This window comes from Sphingobacterium sp. KH_072 (assembly GCF_057837975.1).
This window is the reverse complement of sequence record NZ_CM174457.1, coordinates 2,854,202-2,870,419: the sequence shown is the minus strand read 5'-3', so window position 1 is coordinate 2,870,419 and position 16,218 is coordinate 2,854,202. Positions and strand designations below refer to the sequence as shown.

The 16,218-nt window shown below is 39.8% G+C and carries 15 protein-coding genes; 5 read left to right on the top strand and 10 right to left on the bottom strand.

Annotated elements, in window-relative coordinates:
- The first annotated feature begins 4 nt into the window (after window positions 1–4).
- Window positions 5–1,243 carry a DUF4374 domain-containing protein gene (locus tag AC3IRT_RS12935; protein ID WP_489393629.1) on the top strand — a complete coding sequence of 413 codons (1,239 nt, stop codon included), beginning with the start codon at window positions 5–7 and terminating at the stop codon, window positions 1,241–1,243.
- A 66-nt stretch (window positions 1,244–1,309) separates the two neighbouring features.
- A complete protein-coding gene (locus AC3IRT_RS12930; protein ID WP_489393628.1) occupies window positions 1,310–2,473 on the top strand; it encodes a PepSY-associated TM helix domain-containing protein in 1,164 nt (387 codons plus the stop codon).
- Window positions 2,474–2,489: 16 nt separating this feature from the next.
- Here AC3IRT_RS12930 and AC3IRT_RS12925 read toward each other — a convergent pair whose 3' ends face one another.
- The 5 genes from AC3IRT_RS12925 to AC3IRT_RS12905 all read right to left on the bottom strand — a co-directional run bounded on the left by AC3IRT_RS12925 (window position 2,490) and on the right by AC3IRT_RS12905 (window position 6,040).
- Entirely contained in the window at window positions 2,490–3,101 is a 612-nt protein-coding gene (locus AC3IRT_RS12925; RefSeq protein WP_489393627.1) for a DUF1700 domain-containing protein, read from the bottom strand.
- 6 nt (window positions 3,102–3,107) lie between these two features.
- Window positions 3,108–3,440 (bottom strand): PadR family transcriptional regulator, encoded by a 333-nt coding sequence (locus AC3IRT_RS12920; protein ID WP_489393626.1) that lies wholly within the window; start codon window positions 3,438–3,440, stop codon window positions 3,108–3,110.
- Window positions 3,441–3,574: 134 nt separating this feature from the next.
- Window positions 3,575–4,699, bottom strand: a complete 1,125-nt coding sequence (locus tag AC3IRT_RS12915) for an acyltransferase family protein (RefSeq protein WP_489393625.1) — start codon at window positions 4,697–4,699, stop codon at window positions 3,575–3,577.
- Window positions 4,700–4,914: 215 nt separating this feature from the next.
- Window positions 4,915–5,424: a hypothetical protein gene (locus AC3IRT_RS12910; protein ID WP_489393624.1), complete on the bottom strand. Its 510-nt coding sequence runs from the start codon at window positions 5,422–5,424 to the stop codon at window positions 4,915–4,917.
- 424 nt (window positions 5,425–5,848) lie between these two features.
- The gene (locus AC3IRT_RS12905) at window positions 5,849–6,040 is read right to left on the bottom strand and encodes a hypothetical protein (RefSeq protein WP_489393623.1); all 192 of its coding nucleotides are present in this window, start codon (window positions 6,038–6,040) and stop codon (window positions 5,849–5,851) included.
- A gap of 830 nt (window positions 6,041–6,870) precedes the next feature.
- On the opposite strand from AC3IRT_RS12905, the gene AC3IRT_RS12900 reads away from it, so the two are divergent.
- The gene (locus AC3IRT_RS12900; protein WP_489393622.1) at window positions 6,871–10,152 is read left to right on the top strand and encodes a CheR family methyltransferase; all 3,282 of its coding nucleotides are present in this window, start codon (window positions 6,871–6,873) and stop codon (window positions 10,150–10,152) included.
- A gap of 1 nt (window position 10,153) precedes the next feature.
- A complete protein-coding gene (locus AC3IRT_RS12895; RefSeq protein WP_489393621.1) occupies window positions 10,154–10,522 on the top strand; it encodes a response regulator in 369 nt (122 codons plus the stop codon).
- Between the two features lie 9 nt (window positions 10,523–10,531).
- On the opposite strand, the gene AC3IRT_RS12890 is transcribed toward AC3IRT_RS12895, so the two are convergent.
- The gene (locus AC3IRT_RS12890) at window positions 10,532–10,735 is read right to left on the bottom strand and encodes a hypothetical protein (RefSeq protein ID WP_489393620.1); all 204 of its coding nucleotides are present in this window, start codon (window positions 10,733–10,735) and stop codon (window positions 10,532–10,534) included.
- Window positions 10,736–11,189: 454 nt separating this feature from the next.
- Here AC3IRT_RS12890 and AC3IRT_RS12885 point away from each other — a divergent pair, with 454 nt between their 5' ends.
- A complete protein-coding gene (locus AC3IRT_RS12885) occupies window positions 11,190–11,381 on the top strand; it encodes a cold-shock protein (RefSeq protein ID WP_066754255.1) in 192 nt (63 codons plus the stop codon).
- A 215-nt stretch (window positions 11,382–11,596) separates the two neighbouring features.
- Here the strand turns inward: AC3IRT_RS12885 and AC3IRT_RS12880 are convergent, their stop codons facing one another.
- The 4 genes from AC3IRT_RS12880 to AC3IRT_RS12865 all read right to left on the bottom strand — a co-directional run bounded on the left by AC3IRT_RS12880 (window position 11,597) and on the right by AC3IRT_RS12865 (window position 16,189).
- Window positions 11,597–12,658: a fatty acid desaturase family protein gene (locus AC3IRT_RS12880; RefSeq protein ID WP_489393619.1), complete on the bottom strand. Its 1,062-nt coding sequence runs from the start codon at window positions 12,656–12,658 to the stop codon at window positions 11,597–11,599.
- A gap of 309 nt (window positions 12,659–12,967) precedes the next feature.
- Window positions 12,968–14,260: an anthranilate synthase component I family protein gene (locus tag AC3IRT_RS12875; protein ID WP_489393618.1), complete on the bottom strand. Its 1,293-nt coding sequence runs from the start codon at window positions 14,258–14,260 to the stop codon at window positions 12,968–12,970.
- 12 nt (window positions 14,261–14,272) lie between these two features.
- Window positions 14,273–15,544, bottom strand: coding sequence for an adenylosuccinate synthase (locus AC3IRT_RS12870; RefSeq protein ID WP_489393617.1), 1,272 nt, complete (start codon window positions 15,542–15,544; stop codon window positions 14,273–14,275).
- Window positions 15,545–15,697: 153 nt separating this feature from the next.
- Complete coding sequence (locus AC3IRT_RS12865) at window positions 15,698–16,189, bottom strand: Fur family transcriptional regulator (protein ID WP_489393616.1); 492 nt, start codon at window positions 16,187–16,189, stop codon at window positions 15,698–15,700.
- Between the last annotated feature and the right edge of the window lie 29 nt (window positions 16,190–16,218).

Below are 16,218 nucleotides of genomic sequence, written 5' to 3'. Positions count from 1 at the left end.
TAAAATGAATACATTAAAACTAACTCAAATCGTACGAAACAGCTTGTGTTTCGCTGTCGCTTTAGGATTGGCATCCTGTAGCAAAGACGATAATGGACCTACTTCTATACCACTTGATGGTAACGTATATACATTGGGATTAGGAGTAACTACCCCAGAAGGCACGACCAATTATGTAGCGTACACCAACGATTTGATGAATGCCAATAGCACGATATCGCTGATCAATAACGGTATTTTGCAAGAAGGATATCGTGATTATGCGAATATTGGAAACTATTTTCAAGCGGTAGGTGGATTAGGGCTAACCGACGTGAATACGTATTATGTACAAGGAAATTCGTTTAATGTAAGAACAGGCCTTAACCTCAGTTCACGTCCAGTAGATACGATGGATCCTGACGGAAAAGGTAACACGATGATTGCCGTAACCTTGCCATCTGCTCCATCTGAAGGTACTGATCTTTCTTTCATTACAGTCAATGTGGCTACCAATGCGATCACTAGCACCAAAAAAGTAGCGATTAACAATACCGCTTTTCCTATTGGAGATGAGTGGATGTTACACACTGGATTAGCAGTTAGTGGGAACAAAGCTTTCCAAACTATCGTACCTTTCGATGCTACAGGTTGGAATACAAGAGTTGTAGATCGCACCTATGTAGCCGTGTATAGCTATCCAGATTTTGTATTACAAAATGTGATTAGCGATGAGCGTACAGGTCCTGCTGGTGCATTTGGTACACGTTCAGGTGTTTTTGCGACAGAATCTGGCGATGTATATACCATTTCGCATAGCGGATATGGATATAACCAACGTACTAAAGATCCTGCCGTATTGAAGATTGCTGCCGGCGCAGCGGCCTTCGATCAAAGCTACTTGTTTAAAACGATGGATGTTGCTAATGGCGGACGCATCGTGCACGCGATCTATATTGGCAACAATAAATTGTTTGCTACCGTGAGTACAGGCACGCAAGCTAGCCAATGGGCAGATGATAACTTGAAATTTGCAATCGTAGATTTGAAAGAAAAAACGATTACCGCGGTAGCAGGTTCTCCAACCTTTAGTGGAAATGGCGGTCGGAGTTTCGCAGCTTTTCACCGTAATGGAAAAGCGTACGCTGCGGCATCTGTGAATGATGTGTTGAATATTTATGAGGTCGATCTTAATACTGCAACAACACGTAAGGGCGCTAAAGTAGAAGCTTCTTTCGTAGGCGGGTTGGGACAAGTCAAATAATACAACACCAATACGTAAAGGATTCCGATGTTTCTGGCTTAAAGAAACATCGGAATTTCTATAAATATGAGAGATAAGAGAAAAAAAACAGGAAGAACACTTCCCAGAAGAATCAACGACTGGTTGCACTTATGGTTGGGACTAGCATCAGGCATCATTGTATTCATCGTGAGTATTACGGGTTGTTTTTACGCTTTTCAACGCGAGATAAAAGATGCTTTAGAACCTTGGCGCTTTGTGGAAGTGCTGCCAGAAGGTTTAGTGCGGCCAAGTGTATTGTTGGATACCGCCGCTAAGTATATGCCTGGTCAGCAAGCTAGTGGATTAACCTACAGTGACGAAAGGGGTGCAGCAGCGGTCGGGTATTTTGGAAATGAAAAAGGCAAACGAACTTTTTTCGTCGTTTTTCTGAATCCTTACACCGGCGAATTTTTGAAAAAACAACAAACGGTAGGTGGTAACGAATTTGATTTTTTTCGATTTATCATCGATGGACATCGTGCACTATGGCTTCCATATGAGATCGGTCGGCCGATCGTAGGAGTGGCCACATTGGTTTTCATCGTACTACTTATTACCGGTCTGGTCATGTGGTGGCCCAAACGCTGGAGCCGATCTGCTCGCGATCAAAGTTTTAAGATCAAATGGAAGGCGCGGTTCAAGCGCGTCAATTACGATCTGCACAATGTCTTAGGTTTTTACAGTTTATTGCTTGCTTTGGCATTAGCCGTTACCGGATTGGTGTATAGTTTTACGTGGTTTGATCAAGCGGTGTATTACATTGCATCTGGTGGCGAACATAAGCCAGCCCATCATCATCCACATTCTGATCTGGCGAACAAAGACCGAGATTGGACAGCGACTATTTCTCCTTTAGATAGTGCTTGGTACGAGACGATGAAACAGGTGGATCAATTTGGAGGTATGTATATGACACCGCATTTGGCAGACGATGATGATTCGTACGAAATCTTGGTATATCATGATGTTGGTTCATTCTACAATCAAAGCGCTTTTTTCTACGATCGTTATACTTTGCAACCTTTAAAACAGGAGGGAAGCAAATACAGTGAATCCAAATTTGCCGATCGCCTCACGATGCTCAATTATGATATTCATGTCGGATCGGTAGGCGGGTTGCCAGGCAAAGTGCTGGCATTTCTAATCAGTTTTATCTGCGCCAGTTTGCCGATCACCGGTTTCTTAGTCTGGTGGAATAAGCGGAAATAATCCATTTTAATCTTAACTAAAATGAGGCTGCCCGATTTCTGTTGAGCGAGCGTTTGATCTTTAATAAGAATGTGATCAGGAAGTACATCACTGCAGATAGTAGTAGCATGATGGGCATGAAATACTCATCAGCTATTCTATTGTCTTGATATTTACTATCCACCATACCGATAGCAAAAAAGTTCTTGTAATCGTAGTAGATCCCAACTTGATCAGGAACAATAATTTTCAAAATAATAACCAATACAAAGCTGAATAGGAACAAATAACAAATCGCAAACAGCACGTAGGAAATACCGTTAGACAAGTTGAGTAGCAGCGCGCGGATCACTTTGATTGGGTTGAAAGTGCGTGTGGCCTGATCCATCGCTTTCTCGGCGATCAGTGGTTTCAAAAATAACTCCGGCTGCCCCAGCTGCTCTAATACATCTAGCAGTTTTTCGGTCTCGCGAGCCACATAGGTTGATTCTCCTTGAAATGACTCATAGATATGGCTATTTATTTCCATGATTATTTCTTGCTTTGTGAGGCGATCCAATTTCCGAGTAGTACGCTGCACCCTATTCATGTAATCCCGATAGATTCTGGCAGCATTGGGGTCTGTAAATGATATTTCTGTAAAGCTCATATGGTCTTATATGGTGTGAATAATTTGGTTGAGGTTAGTCCAATAAATAGACATATCCGCCACTACTTTTTGTCCTTCCGGCGTAATGCTGTAATACTTCCGTGGAATACCCGACGATTGTTCTACCCATTTGGATATCACTAAGTTTTCAGACTTTAATCTATTCATTAATGGATATAAAGTGCCTTCAGCGATCTGAATGGTGGTCTTATTTTTTAGTTCATTAATCAGATCGTAGCCATAGTAATCCTTGCCATGATCTAATATTTTTAGAATGATGAACGACAATGTGCCCTTCTTCAATTGAGATGACCATTTCGAGACAAAATCTTTATCCATAATACAAAGTTATAAATAATACATTGTATAGCGATGTATTTGTTGAAATTTTGTTTTTTATAGGTAGGTTCCTTATTCGTACAACCTTAGAAAGAGAAAGAAATAGCTTAAATGCAGCTCGTGTATACCAGCGACTACTTTGCTACAGCAAATTTCTTTCTTAACCATTTCCGCACTGGTTCGTCATACCATTTCAATGCGGCATAAGACAGTATGATGCTTCCGATAAGAATTAGTAGTGAAATAGGCCATACATTATAGAGAGTGAGGCCTTCATTATCGCTTAGCCAAGCAATATATACATACAGAATAGGGAAATGGACGAGGTAAAGTGGATAGGAGATATCTCCTAAAAACTTGCAAACCTGCTGCTCCAATTGCGAATGGATCATTCCGCTCGCTCCAAGATATACTATCAGCGGAAATAAGATAATAATACACAGCGATTCGTATAGACCATTCATCCAAAGATGGTCGGTGCCGCCAATACGGGGCATGAATAATAAGATTGTGATCAACAAACTACACCAAAGTAATGCATGTTTGATCCGTATAGGATTGGTGATTCTAGAAAGCAATAAACCCGCAAAAAAAGGATACACAACGCGCGTGAAGCCGATGTACATGTGTTCCACATCTAGCGTCCAGCCGCCGACAACGTCTCCTCGACTAATTGCTAAATGAGCCAATGCGATAGCTGCAATCATCACAAAAACGCCCAACGCTTTATTAGATAGCTTGCGAATGCCGAGCGCGTATAAGATATTGGCAATGTATTCGAAAAACAAGGACCAACCTACGCTGTTCAAAGGATGCATTTCCTGCCATCCGCGTATATCTAAAGAAAGTGGAACTGGTAAGATGGTATAACCAATGACAAGCACCAACAGCATTTTCCAAATCGGCACTTCGTGAATCAATGGCCATATGGTAGAATCAGTGTAGTAAAAGCTGATGGCTCCTAATGTCATACCGAGTACAACCATTGGCTGAAGCCTTTCGATACGGCGAAACATAAAATTGCTAAAGCTCATTTTGTGCCAACGATCATCGTAAGCATAGCCAATTACAAATCCAGATAACAGAAAAAAGAAATCAACAGCAAGATATCCGTGATTGACCAAAATATCCATAGGCCCACTGGCGATCGCCTCAGCCAGATGAAACAAGACTACAATAATGGCTGCGACGCCGCGCAAACCATCTAAGATCAGATAATGTGGTTTTTGAGATTGTTTTTCAAGAAGTAGTGTACTCATTATCGGTAGCTTCGGTTAGAAGTCAACTGTATGACCGTCATCGAATAGTAAAACTAGCAAAAATTTGCATAGTACCTCCGCACCTCACACTACTGTTACGAAAATTGCAACCAAGAATTCACTCTGATAGCCATCAATTAGAGTCTGTAGGTGTTTACGTTTGAGCAATCAATTGCAAATGATGGTGCTAATTAACGTGACTTCGTATCAGAAAACTACTTTTTATCGGCCGTGATTAAGGCCAGATCGGAAAGTACATGTAATAATTTTTCTTGGTTTCGAGCTGCTAAAAGTATCTTGTCTCCATTATGGAAATATAATTTTATGCCCGGCTGGCCGCCGCCTAAATAAGCCATTTGCGTACTGATGCCGCGAAAACCTAAGCCCAAACTTTCTTTAATATGATTGTAATTTGCTACTTCCATTTTATCTACACTGCTCCATCTGGTAAGATCAGCTGAGATAAATGGTACGGTCTTCAAGAAAAAACCTTCGTTCGTCACTTTCAGTTCTGCGCGTATGCTGCCCAATAATGCAATGAAGATGCCACAGCAGATGGTGAAAATGATCAAATGACCATCAGAAATAGGTTTAGTGCCTAATGGTATATCGTATATCAACTGTCGTAAAACGCCATAAAAAAGGAAAAGATAGGATATAATAAACGGAAGGATAATTACTTTGTAAGGCTTTGTGCTTTCTTTAAATAAAACTGTCGGCTCCATAAAATGTTGATTTCGCTAAGTTCTTGGTTATTTCATATGCAGTCATAATTGTGCTGCTGGATTAACTTATCGTGACCTATTGTAAGGTACGAAACGTAATCAATACTTCTGTGCAAAGTGATTGATAACTTAGCGAAATAATGACTGTAAGGCGATTTATTTGCAGCACATAATTTTTAAATAAGGTAAAAATAGCTCCATATAGTCCATTCGAATTGGAGATTTATCCCAATAAGTATGGGCTAGACACAACTATGTAAAATGCAATATTTTTCACAAATAGGTTGCATAGCTTCGTGCTAAAGACTATATATTGTTCTACTATATTACCATACAAGCTGCTTGTTATCTTTGTAAGATAACAGCATGATTTTGCATGTACATAAACTGAATGCTATAATCTGTCTAAGTGTAGAATTGAGTTCTACCAAGCTTGGTTTCCAACGACGTCTGGTGCGGTTTCCCACTCTTGCCTTACTTGCGACTGATTATTTAGTGGAGTTACCGTGGCAGATCCGGCCGCCACACTATGTTCCAAGCTGATTAGCTCTACATTAATTTCTGGACATGAATAGAACTTTAAGAAGGTTACATGTTTTCTAGTAGGTTTTTTCATTTTTTAGAAATTTATTAACAGTAAATGATTTTTATAAGGATGTTAATTAAGAGTTAGCTTAAACTGTAAATCCCGAGGTAAAGATAGTTTAATTGACATATGCGAGATATTAAGTTATTTTCTTTTGTGGCATAAGCGCCACATATGCAAGTGTTACGGTACTTTTACCAGTGATATTGTAACGATAAAGGTAAATTATTTCTTTTTAATATTATGTTTTTCTTAATTATTCGCTATTTATTCTCTATAAGAATGGTGCATTGTCGTGGGGATATTTCATTCTTGTGCTTGTTCTCTTAAAAGAATGTCTTTTTAAGATTGTATTTCCAATTGGAGGTAAATAGTAGAATGTAATCCATCTAATCATGTTTAAGAGGATATGGTTGCACGCTTTTTTTTATTAAGTTAAGTTTTGCTTACTGGGAGTATTTGTGAGAATATATTATTTTATATAGCACTTATAGTTGATGTCATTCTGTAACATATGCTCGACATTTGTCAAGGATAATCAATTCTAAGGGCTAGTAAGATCTACTAAAATATATTCGCAAATTAGTCAAAAGCATTTTTTTAAGCTTAAAACAAGATTGTTTTACACATGCTGTCGAAGTTGATATTTCTGCTTTTAAAATTTGGGAATAATAGCGCTTTGCCTAAGTTTTTCGCGATCCTATTAATCTTCAAGCACTTTGCTTACGGTTGTTGGTCTATTTTAAAATAATCTTCAATTCTGAAGATGTTTTATTCATTATACGTAAAATTAGCACGATTTGTGCTCTCAGAATGCTTATCTTGCTATCGCTAAGCCTGTCATAGTAAGGCCGCGATCTATGGGATTAAAATATAATAAAACAAAGTCCGAAACCAATGAACAGGTCCCTGTTATTGGGGTAGGTGCATCTGCCGGCGGATTGGAAGCAATCAAAACTATGTTGTCGAATATACCAGCCTATTCTGGTATGGCTTTTATTGTGGTTCAGCATCTTTATCCGGAGAAAAACAGCCTATTGCCCGACTTACTGCAAAAGATAACCAACATTCCTGTGGTATCTATCACGGAGCATTTACACATCGAGCGCGATCATATCTATGTAATACCTCCTGGAAAAATCGTGACAGTGGCCAATGGTTTGCTCAAACTGAACCCTAGACCCACCAAAGAAAAATCAAATAAAGCGGTTGATGCTTTGTTTGCCTCGATGGCGTCTGCTTATGAAGCCAGTTCTGCAGCTGTCATACTCTCAGGTATGGGCATAGACGGCACCGCTGGAATGAGAGCAATTCGGGAACAAGGTGGGTTGACCATAGCGCAAGATAATTCTGCTGGTTTTACGGCGATGCCCGGGCACGCGATTGATGCAAATATTATAGATTTTGTACTGCCTCCAGAAGAAATTGGTAAAAAACTGACCGATTATTTTGCGATGTTACGACAAGGCTGGTCAGCCAGCGAGCCTATATCTGAATCTGTCGATGAAGAATCTACTTATCGAAAGATAATGGCGTTGATGTATCAACGCAAGGAAGCTGATTTTAGCTTGTACAAGCAAACCACGGTACGCAGACGCATCGTCCGGAGGATGTTGATGCTCAAGATCGCTGATATCTCGGCTTACCTTACGTACATCACAGACCATCATCTTGAGCAAGATTTATTGTTTTATGATTTACTCATATCTGTTACGGCATTTTTCAGAGATCCGTATTGCTTTGAGTTATTAATCAAGAAAATCGTTCCTCTGATACAGGAAGGGAAGAACAATGGAGAACCAATTAGGATCTGGGTCGCCGGATGTTCTACCGGGCAAGAACCGTATTCTATCGCTATCGCTTTACATGAATTCTTTGGTGAACAGTTGCATCAGCAGCGTATCCATATTTTTGCAACAGATATCTCTGATAAATCTATCAAGATCGCTCGGAGTGGGATTTACCATAAGAAAGAATTAGAAGTAGTAAGCGTCGCGCGACTAGCCAAATATTTTGAAAAAAATAAGGATCATTACGTCGTTTCAAAGACGATTCGAGATATGTGTGTGTTTGCGGTGCACAACTTTTTAAAAGACCCACCTTTTGCCAAAATGGATTTGATCTCCTGTCGTAATGTGATGATCTATTTTAAACCGTTCTTGCAAAAAAAGACGATTGCAATTTTTCATTATGCCTTGCGCGATAAAGGGATTTTGTGGCTCGGTAATTCGGAGACTGCGGGATCGGCATCCGAATTTTTTAATCCATTGCAGCGCAAAAGCAAATTTTATACACGAAAACCTGGAGTCGGCAGGTACATCACTATCATGAGTGGAGGTAAGCAAACGGCCGTTGAGGAAGAAAATATGACGCTTCGTAGTAAAGAAGTAAAAACAGAAGATTATCAAAAAAGTGCAGACGAGATTGTGTTAGCCAAGCATACTCCGCCAGGTGTAATTGTAAACGATCAGTTTGATATTGTACAGTTTCGAGGGGTCACGAGTAGATTTTTGGAACCACCTTCGGGTAAGGCAACTTTTAATCTCATGAAAATGGCTAAAGATGGACTTTCCTTTGAATTGCGAAATGCTCTTCATCGTGCAAAATCATCTAGCGAAGTATTTTCTAAGTCGGGTGTATCCATCAATGGGGGAGAAATATTAGTCGGCATCGATGTTATCCCTTTGTTGAATACGTTTGATCCCTATTATCTCGTTCTTTTCAAAGAAGAGCCGACGTTGCCTGTACGTCGCAAACTGTCTTCCAAATCTGTAAAAACAGCAGAGCAGGAAAGGGTTTTACAGTTAGAAAGAGAGCTTGCGCAAATTCGCGAAGATATGCGTAATATCACCGAAGCACAGGAGATTTCAAAAGAAGAATTGCAAAGCTCAAATGAAGAGCTTTTGAGCGGAAGTGAAGAGTTGCAGAGCCTTAATGAAGAACTGGAAACTAGTAAAGAAGAACTGCAAAGTACCAATGAGGAGTTGCTTACGGTAAATCAAGAACTATTTGAAAGTAATGAAGAGCTGAACATTAGCCGTAAATTGGCAGAAGCTACGATTGCTGTACTGCATGAACCACTGATCATGATGAACAGTGATCTGATGATTCAGAGTGTGAATAATGCATTTTGTAAAACATTTAGAATTAGTCAGGAACAGGCTGTTGGTAAGAGCTTTTACCAGCTCCAGAATGGAGGATGGAACATTCCAGGACTTGCCAAAGAATTTACCCGCATTCAGCAAAATGAGGAACAGATCATTGCAAAGGAGATTAGTTTTGTATTTCCAACCTTAGGTGAACGGGTCGTCAAATTCAATATACATCTTGTAAAGAAAGCAAATGGTGAACAATTAATTTTGCTAGCTATGGACGATATTACCGAACGAAAGAACGATCTTTTGCAACAAAAAGTATTTTCGGAAGAACTCCAAAAGCAAATCGCAGAGAAGGTGAAGTTGGAAAGACAAAAGAATGATTTTATCAGTATGGCCTCGCACGAACTTAAGACTCCAGTAACGAGTATCAAAGGCTACACGCAAGCCCTACATCGTCGGTTTCAAAAGGAAGGCAATAAAGAAGCCGAAAGTTTCTTGGCGAAGATGGATAATCAGATTAATAAACTGACTGCGCTAATTGGTGATCTGCTGGATGCTACTAAAGTGACAGCCGGACAGCTCGATTATAACATTGATCTTTTCGATTTTAATGACCTGGTCTCTGAGGTGACCGAGGAAATGCAGCAAACATCCCGAAAACACCAGATCAAAGTCACTTTAGATCAATCCGTAGAAATATTAGGTGATCGTAATCGCATAGGGCAAGTGATTACCAATTTACTGTCTAATGCCATTAAGTATTCACCGCATTCGGATGAGGTATTGGTAGAAACAATATTAGAGAATAATCAGGTCAAGCTATTGGTTCATGATTTTGGAATTGGTATATCCAGTGAGAATCAACAGAATGTTTTCGATCAATTCTTTCGCGCAGATGGTTTTATGCAAAATACTTTTGCAGGATTAGGTTTGGGGTTATTTATCTCATCGAAGATCATCAATAGACATCATGGCGATCTGACTGTAAATAGTACCGAAGGTAAAGGATCTATATTCACGATTACACTTCCTTTGAAAAAGTAGTATGGAAAAAATACTGGTTATTGACGATAATGAGGGAATCCTAGATGTGGTTAGTATCATACTGGAAGGGGAGGGATATGAAGTGCATCAGTTAATCGAACCTGATGGGGTCGCAAGTCTGGTAGTTGATGACCTGCCAGATTTGATTCTGTTGGATATTTGGATGTCTGGTGCGGATGGCCGAGTAATTTGTCGAGAGCTAAAGGAGCAACCTCTCACCCAACATATACCTATCCTGCTTATGTCTGCGAATAAGTATATTGCAGAAATTGCAGATAGCGCCGGTGCCGACGGCTATTTAGCTAAACCATTTGAAATGGAAGATCTGATTGACATTGTCAAACGCTTCGTAAATAAAAAAACAATCTAGGTCGATCTCCTAATCATTCTTTTCTGGAATTTTAGCTTCTGGGTCGTTTGGCATGTCATTTATTTGTTCTTCGGTAGCATCTACGCCGGCTTCTGCATCCTTATCTTGCCTGTTCTCCTTATTCTTCTTTACTACAGATGTCAACTCTTGGTAGGTTTCATTCGATCTTTCCTTTTTCAAACCCGTGTTCTTTGTTTCGACTTTCGTTGCCATGATAATTAATTGTTTATGTTTTACGTTGATGATAGACTATTGTACGCATCCTCTATCTTATAATATTTAAGAGCGTTAGATTGTTTTAATAATAGCTCAAACCAAGTACTTATGCTGAAGCTGCTGCGTTTTGATACGCTTATGTAGATGCAACACAGCACAACGATTAGGTGCTACCGCATATGAAGCCATTCCTGGCAGAAGAATAACATTTAAAATTTATAATTGTGCTAACGTGGTCGGCGAATAATACAAAAAAAATAATACAATTGAATGCCTCTCTTTTAGGTCAATTATCATATTTATGATGTAATAAACCCGGTTTTATACGTTGTGGCTGAAGCCCTCGTATCCACTCAGTTTAAAGTATTAAGATTTGCTAGTAAATTTTGTACCTATCCTAATAAATTTTGTGTACATTTACAACATTAATAATATTTTATACCAAAAAGTAATGCAAGAAGGCATAGTAAAATTTTTCAACGAAACCAAGGGTTTCGGATTTATAACTCCAAATGACGGTGGTCAAGAAGTTTTCGTTCATGTTTCAGGATTGACTCAAGATATCCGTGAACACGATCACGTTTCTTTTGAAGTTGAACAAGGTCGCAAAGGACCAAACGCAGTAAATGTTAAGTTGATATAAGTTAATTTTTGCATATATTGTACAAACCGTTTTGCCACGCAAGACGGTTTTTTTATGTCCTATTTTTTCCAACAGGAGAGGTTGCGAAAGAGCTTAGGATGTACAAAGGCGCAGCGATATTTTACATCGCTGCGCCTTTGTAATTTGATGATCTGGTATAAAACTATTTTTGAGTTCCTTATCAAAGACAAGAATAAATGTTGTCCAGATAATAATTACCGTGACATACTTTTAATCACACTGGTGTGCGACTTCCATGCCTGTCCAAGAGATGCAAATTCAATGTAGTTTACCCGAAACTCTTCACAGACATTCTTGACAATTTTATTAATTTCCGGATAGTGTATATGACTTATTTTGGGAAATAAATGATGTTCTACTTGGAAGTTCAATCCGCCTAATAACCAGGTCAATACCTTGTTTCGTGTAGCAAAGTTGGCCGTAGTGCTCAGCTGATGTACTGTCCATTCGTCTTCCATAAGACCCGGTTCACTAGCTGTAAACTCTGTTTCTGTCACCACATGTGCCAACTGAAAAACGGTCGCTAAACAGATGCCGCACGCAAATCCAGCCACAAGAAGTCCGACTAAAGCAGGTAACCATCCCACGACCAATACCGGAATGGTAATGAATAGTTGAAAATGTACGATCTTACTGATCCAAAAAATCCACTTTTCCTTGTTAGGCATGTTAAACAAAGCCGAGTGCTTTCCTAGTCTCCGTCTAAAGTATTTTTCGTAATCCTGAAAAAAGATCCAAGCTAAATAAGATACAGCGTAAAGCACCGGAAAATAGAAGTGCTGGTACCGATGGTGACTTTTAGGCTCTTGCGAATCGTGGATTCTTAAGAACTTGATCTCAATATCATGATCCTCACCTTCAATATTGGTGTATGTATGATGTGCTATATTGTGCTTTAGCTTCCAGAGGTAGATGTTTCCTCCTAGTGCATTCAAGGAATAAGACAGAAATGTGTTTACATTTTTATTACTTGATAAACTATTGTGTCCAGCATCATGCATGATGTTGAATCCAATAGCGGCAAAATTTATCCCCAGCAAAATACATAATACCACTGATATTGGCCAGAATGGTGTTGCAAAAACCAAGATACTGTATAAAATAATAGCGGAGCTAATTAACAGGATCGATTTCTGGTACATTTTGGAGCCTCCTGTGGTATGCTGTGCGGAACTCTGAAAGTATTCGTTTACCCGACTTTTCAAGATCTTAGAGAAGGACGTATCTTTATTACTGAACTTTGTTGATTTTTTCATAGGGCTGTTTTGTAAAATTTCGTGGCAATTTCCATAATGATTAAGTTGGAGGGTCTGATAGATAGATGTTTAAGTATGCTACGGAATAATAGACAGTATTTATAAGCATAACCATTAATCAGGTGATGCACACATTTTTTTACACGGTAAATGTACTTCTTTATTTTGACATTAAGATCTAGTAATAGAATCATTCCGTATAAATAACGTCTTCTTAACATTCTACATCTGCTTGACTTGTCGGAAGATAAAGATATGGCACCTATAATTAGATGACGCCTTACAGCGAATGACAAGTTGATATACGGGTTAGTTTTCTAGTTGGCTATCAAGTGCTGTTAGGATTGCATTTGCCTTCAGTAAGCACTCCGCGTATTCTTTTTTGGCTTCAGCATCAATAGTAATCGCACCACCCGTATGGAAGGAAAGGTATTGCTTTGCCTGATTGTAGAGTAGCGTGCGGATCACTACATTAAAGTCAAAGTTGCCATCTGGAGAGAAATAACCGACCGCGCCGGCGTACACGCCACGTTTAGACTTCTCGTAACGATCACATAATTCCATTGCACTTACTTTGGGTGCTCCAGTCATCGATCCAGCTGGGAATACGCGCTGGATGGCTTCCAACTCTGTCACAGTAGGATCAATCTCACAGGTAATTGTTGATACCAATTGATGTACTTGGCGGAAAGTATGTACTTTCGGCTGGCGTTCGGCGGCCACGCTGCCTGCTTTAGCGCTTCGAGTTAGGTCGTTGCGCACCAGATCGACAATCATGACATTTTCGGCAATTTCTTTCGGATCGGATTGCAGGCGTTTTATGATTTCCCAATCTTCGCGCTCCGTATTACCGCGCTTTGCAGTACCCTTAATTGGTTGTGATAAAAGTGTGCTGCCTCTTTTCGCGATGAATCGCTCTGGCGATGCGGATAGGATATACAGATCCTGAAATTTGAAAAAGGTAGAAAATGGCGTCGGGGATACGTTGTTTAGCTTCCAATAAACACTTGGCGGATGAATGGCACAATCTTCCTGATAGAATTCTTGACATAAATTCACTTCGTAAATATCACCGCGTTGTATATGCTGCTTTAGCTGATGAAACGACTCCATATATGCTGCTTTGCTCATCCGTTTCCGGAAAGGGCGAGTCAGTTGGGGTATTTCAAAAGATAAGATTGTTTTGCAAATACTTTCGTAAACTGCTTGGACATCCACTGTAAGTGGGGTATCAATCACGACTTTTTCGTCTTGAAAATGGAGTAGTATTTCAGGTACGAAAAAGTACGCGTCTGGAAATTCTAGTTCATCTGTCAGTGCAGTGCGCAGATCTTCGATTTCGTTCTTGAGGTCGTAACCAAAAAAACCAAACATCCACTCGTGCGGATGTTTGGTTTTAAAAGCTTCTATTTTAGAAAATGTATTGATGCCGTCGGCTTCAATCTGCTGTCTGGCACCCACCGCCAAGATACTTTGTACGTTGGTATAAGGATCGACAAATTCATTGGAGTGTAGCAGACAAGCGGTGTCAAAAGATTCTGTCCAAAGCAATGCTTTAGCCAGAAAATCTGTATCTTCCATCACAAACGTTGCCGTAGGCATTACCTAATCGCTTTAAAGTACGATAGTCTGTACGCGATCTGGACCTACCGAAAGGTATTTGATCGGCACTTCCAACGCTTTCTCTAAGTAAGCGATGTAATTATTAAGCGCAGCAGGGATTTCATCTGGTTTACGAATACCGGTTAGATCCTGATTCCATCCTTCGATTTCTTCGTATACTGGCACTGCTTCATTTGTGATGATCTCGTAAGGCATGTAGTCGATTACTTCACCATTGTGCTTGTAATGAGTACATGCGTAGATTTTATCAAATGTGTCCAATACATCTGCTTTCATCATGATTAATTCGGTTACCCCGTTGATCATGATGGCATATTTAAGAGCTGGAATGTCAATCCATCCTGTACGTCTAGCACGGCCTGTAGTGGCGCCAAATTCATGACCCAGCTTGCGAAGTTGCTCGCCTGTTTCATCATGCAATTCTGTTGGGAATGGGCCGCCGCCCACACGTGTTGCATATGCTTTAAAGATGCCATATACAGCGCCGATACGATTTGGAGCAATACCTAATCCGGTACAAGCGCCTGCCGTAGTCGTGTTGGAAGAGGTTACGAATGGATACGATCCAAAGTCTACATCTAATAAAGTTCCTTGTGCACCTTCGGCCAATACACGTTTGCCATCTTTTAGGTATTGATTGACTAAGTGTTCTGAATCTACGTGCGGAATGCTTTTTAAGAATTCTACCGCTTCTAAGAACGCTTTTTCACGATCTGCAAAATCAGGCAAATCGCCATAGTGTGCTAAGATAGAGAGGTGTTTTTGTTTCAATTTCTCATAGCGATCCAAGAAGTCTGGCAAGGTAGTGTCACCTACACGCAGACCATTACGGCCTGTTTTATCCATGTAAGTTGGTCCGATACCTTTTAAAGTAGAACCAATTTTACCCGTACCCATGTTGCTTTCAGACGCTGCATCCAATAGTTGATGCGTCGGTAAGATCAAGTGTGCTTTGCGTGCAATAACCAATTTACCTTTTGAAACTGGATCAAATCCCGCTTGTTTCAGGTTGTCCAGTTCTCTTTTTAGGATGATCGGGTCGATAACTACACCATTACCGATCAGGTTTAAGGTGTCTTCGTTAAAGATTCCGGAAGGAATGGTGTTTAAGACAAATTTCTTGTTATCAAACTCCAGCGTATGGCCAGCATTCGGTCCGCCTTGAAAACGGGCAATCAAATCGTATTTTGGGCAAAAAACATCGACGATTTTTCCTTTACCTTCGTCTCCCCATTGTAAGCCCAAAAGGACATCAACTTGCATATTGAATTGAGATATATGATTAAATAAATTGTATACTTTGCAATGCGTACTAAATAAAAAAGTTCGGGATAAATGAAGTGTTCAATTATCCCGAACAAAAGTACTATTGTTATCCAGAAAAGTGAAACTTATGTCAAAAAAGCAGACATAACACTAAACTTCGGATGCTACCGTCTCTGTAGCAGACTTAGCAGCATCTTTCTCTCTACATTCTTCGCAGACTCCGTATAGATTTAGGGAGTGATGTTTGATCTCGAACTTCAACAATTCGCCCATCATACTTTGAATCTGATGGATGCGAGGGTCGCAAAATTCGACCACCTTATTGCACTCAATACAGATGATATGATCATGCTGCTTGTAGCCATACGACTTCTCAAACTGTGCCATATTGCGACCAAATTGATGCTTGGTCACCAAATCACATGATACCAGCAGCTCCAACGTATTGTAGACTGTCGCTCTGCTCACTCGATATTTTTTGTTCTTCATGTGGATATACAACGATTCCACATCGAAGTGATCTGTCCGAGAATAGATCTCTTCCAGAATAGCATATCTTTCAGGAGTCTTTCTCAGATTCTTGTTTTCCAGATATGCTTCAAATATCTTTTTTACTGTTTCGTAACTTTCACCTTGCTTCATACATTCCTTGTATTCTTCTGTACAAATTT

What these genes read in the sequence shown, in the direction of transcription:
- AC3IRT_RS12895 (WP_489393621.1), top strand. Translation starts at nt 10,154, where the DNA reads ATGGAAAAAATACTGGTTATTGACGATAATGAGGGAATCCTAGATGTG.
- AC3IRT_RS12865 (WP_489393616.1), bottom strand. Translation starts at nt 16,189, where the DNA reads ATGAAGCAAGGTGAAAGTTACGAAACAGTAAAAAAGATATTTGAAGCA.
- AC3IRT_RS12935 (WP_489393629.1), top strand. Translation starts at nt 5, where the DNA reads ATGAATACATTAAAACTAACTCAAATCGTACGAAACAGCTTGTGTTTC.
- AC3IRT_RS12920 (WP_489393626.1), bottom strand. Translation starts at nt 3,440, where the DNA reads ATGGATAAAGATTTTGTCTCGAAATGGTCATCTCAATTGAAGAAGGGC.
- AC3IRT_RS12890 (WP_489393620.1), bottom strand. Translation starts at nt 10,735, where the DNA reads ATGGCAACGAAAGTCGAAACAAAGAACACGGGTTTGAAAAAGGAAAGA.
- AC3IRT_RS12875 (WP_489393618.1), bottom strand. Translation starts at nt 14,260, where the DNA reads ATGCCTACGGCAACGTTTGTGATGGAAGATACAGATTTTCTGGCTAAA.
- AC3IRT_RS12915 (WP_489393625.1), bottom strand. Translation starts at nt 4,699, where the DNA reads ATGAGTACACTACTTCTTGAAAAACAATCTCAAAAACCACATTATCTG.
- AC3IRT_RS12910 (WP_489393624.1), bottom strand. Translation starts at nt 5,424, where the DNA reads ATGGAGCCGACAGTTTTATTTAAAGAAAGCACAAAGCCTTACAAAGTA.
- AC3IRT_RS12925 (WP_489393627.1), bottom strand. Translation starts at nt 3,101, where the DNA reads ATGAGCTTTACAGAAATATCATTTACAGACCCCAATGCTGCCAGAATC.
- AC3IRT_RS12870 (WP_489393617.1), bottom strand. Translation starts at nt 15,544, where the DNA reads ATGCAAGTTGATGTCCTTTTGGGCTTACAATGGGGAGACGAAGGTAAA.
- AC3IRT_RS12905 (WP_489393623.1), bottom strand. Translation starts at nt 6,040, where the DNA reads ATGAAAAAACCTACTAGAAAACATGTAACCTTCTTAAAGTTCTATTCA.
- AC3IRT_RS12900 (WP_489393622.1), top strand. Translation starts at nt 6,871, where the DNA reads ATGGGATTAAAATATAATAAAACAAAGTCCGAAACCAATGAACAGGTC.
- AC3IRT_RS12930 (WP_489393628.1), top strand. Translation starts at nt 1,310, where the DNA reads ATGAGAGATAAGAGAAAAAAAACAGGAAGAACACTTCCCAGAAGAATC.
- AC3IRT_RS12885 (WP_066754255.1), top strand. Translation starts at nt 11,190, where the DNA reads ATGCAAGAAGGCATAGTAAAATTTTTCAACGAAACCAAGGGTTTCGGA.
- AC3IRT_RS12880 (WP_489393619.1), bottom strand. Translation starts at nt 12,658, where the DNA reads ATGAAAAAATCAACAAAGTTCAGTAATAAAGATACGTCCTTCTCTAAG.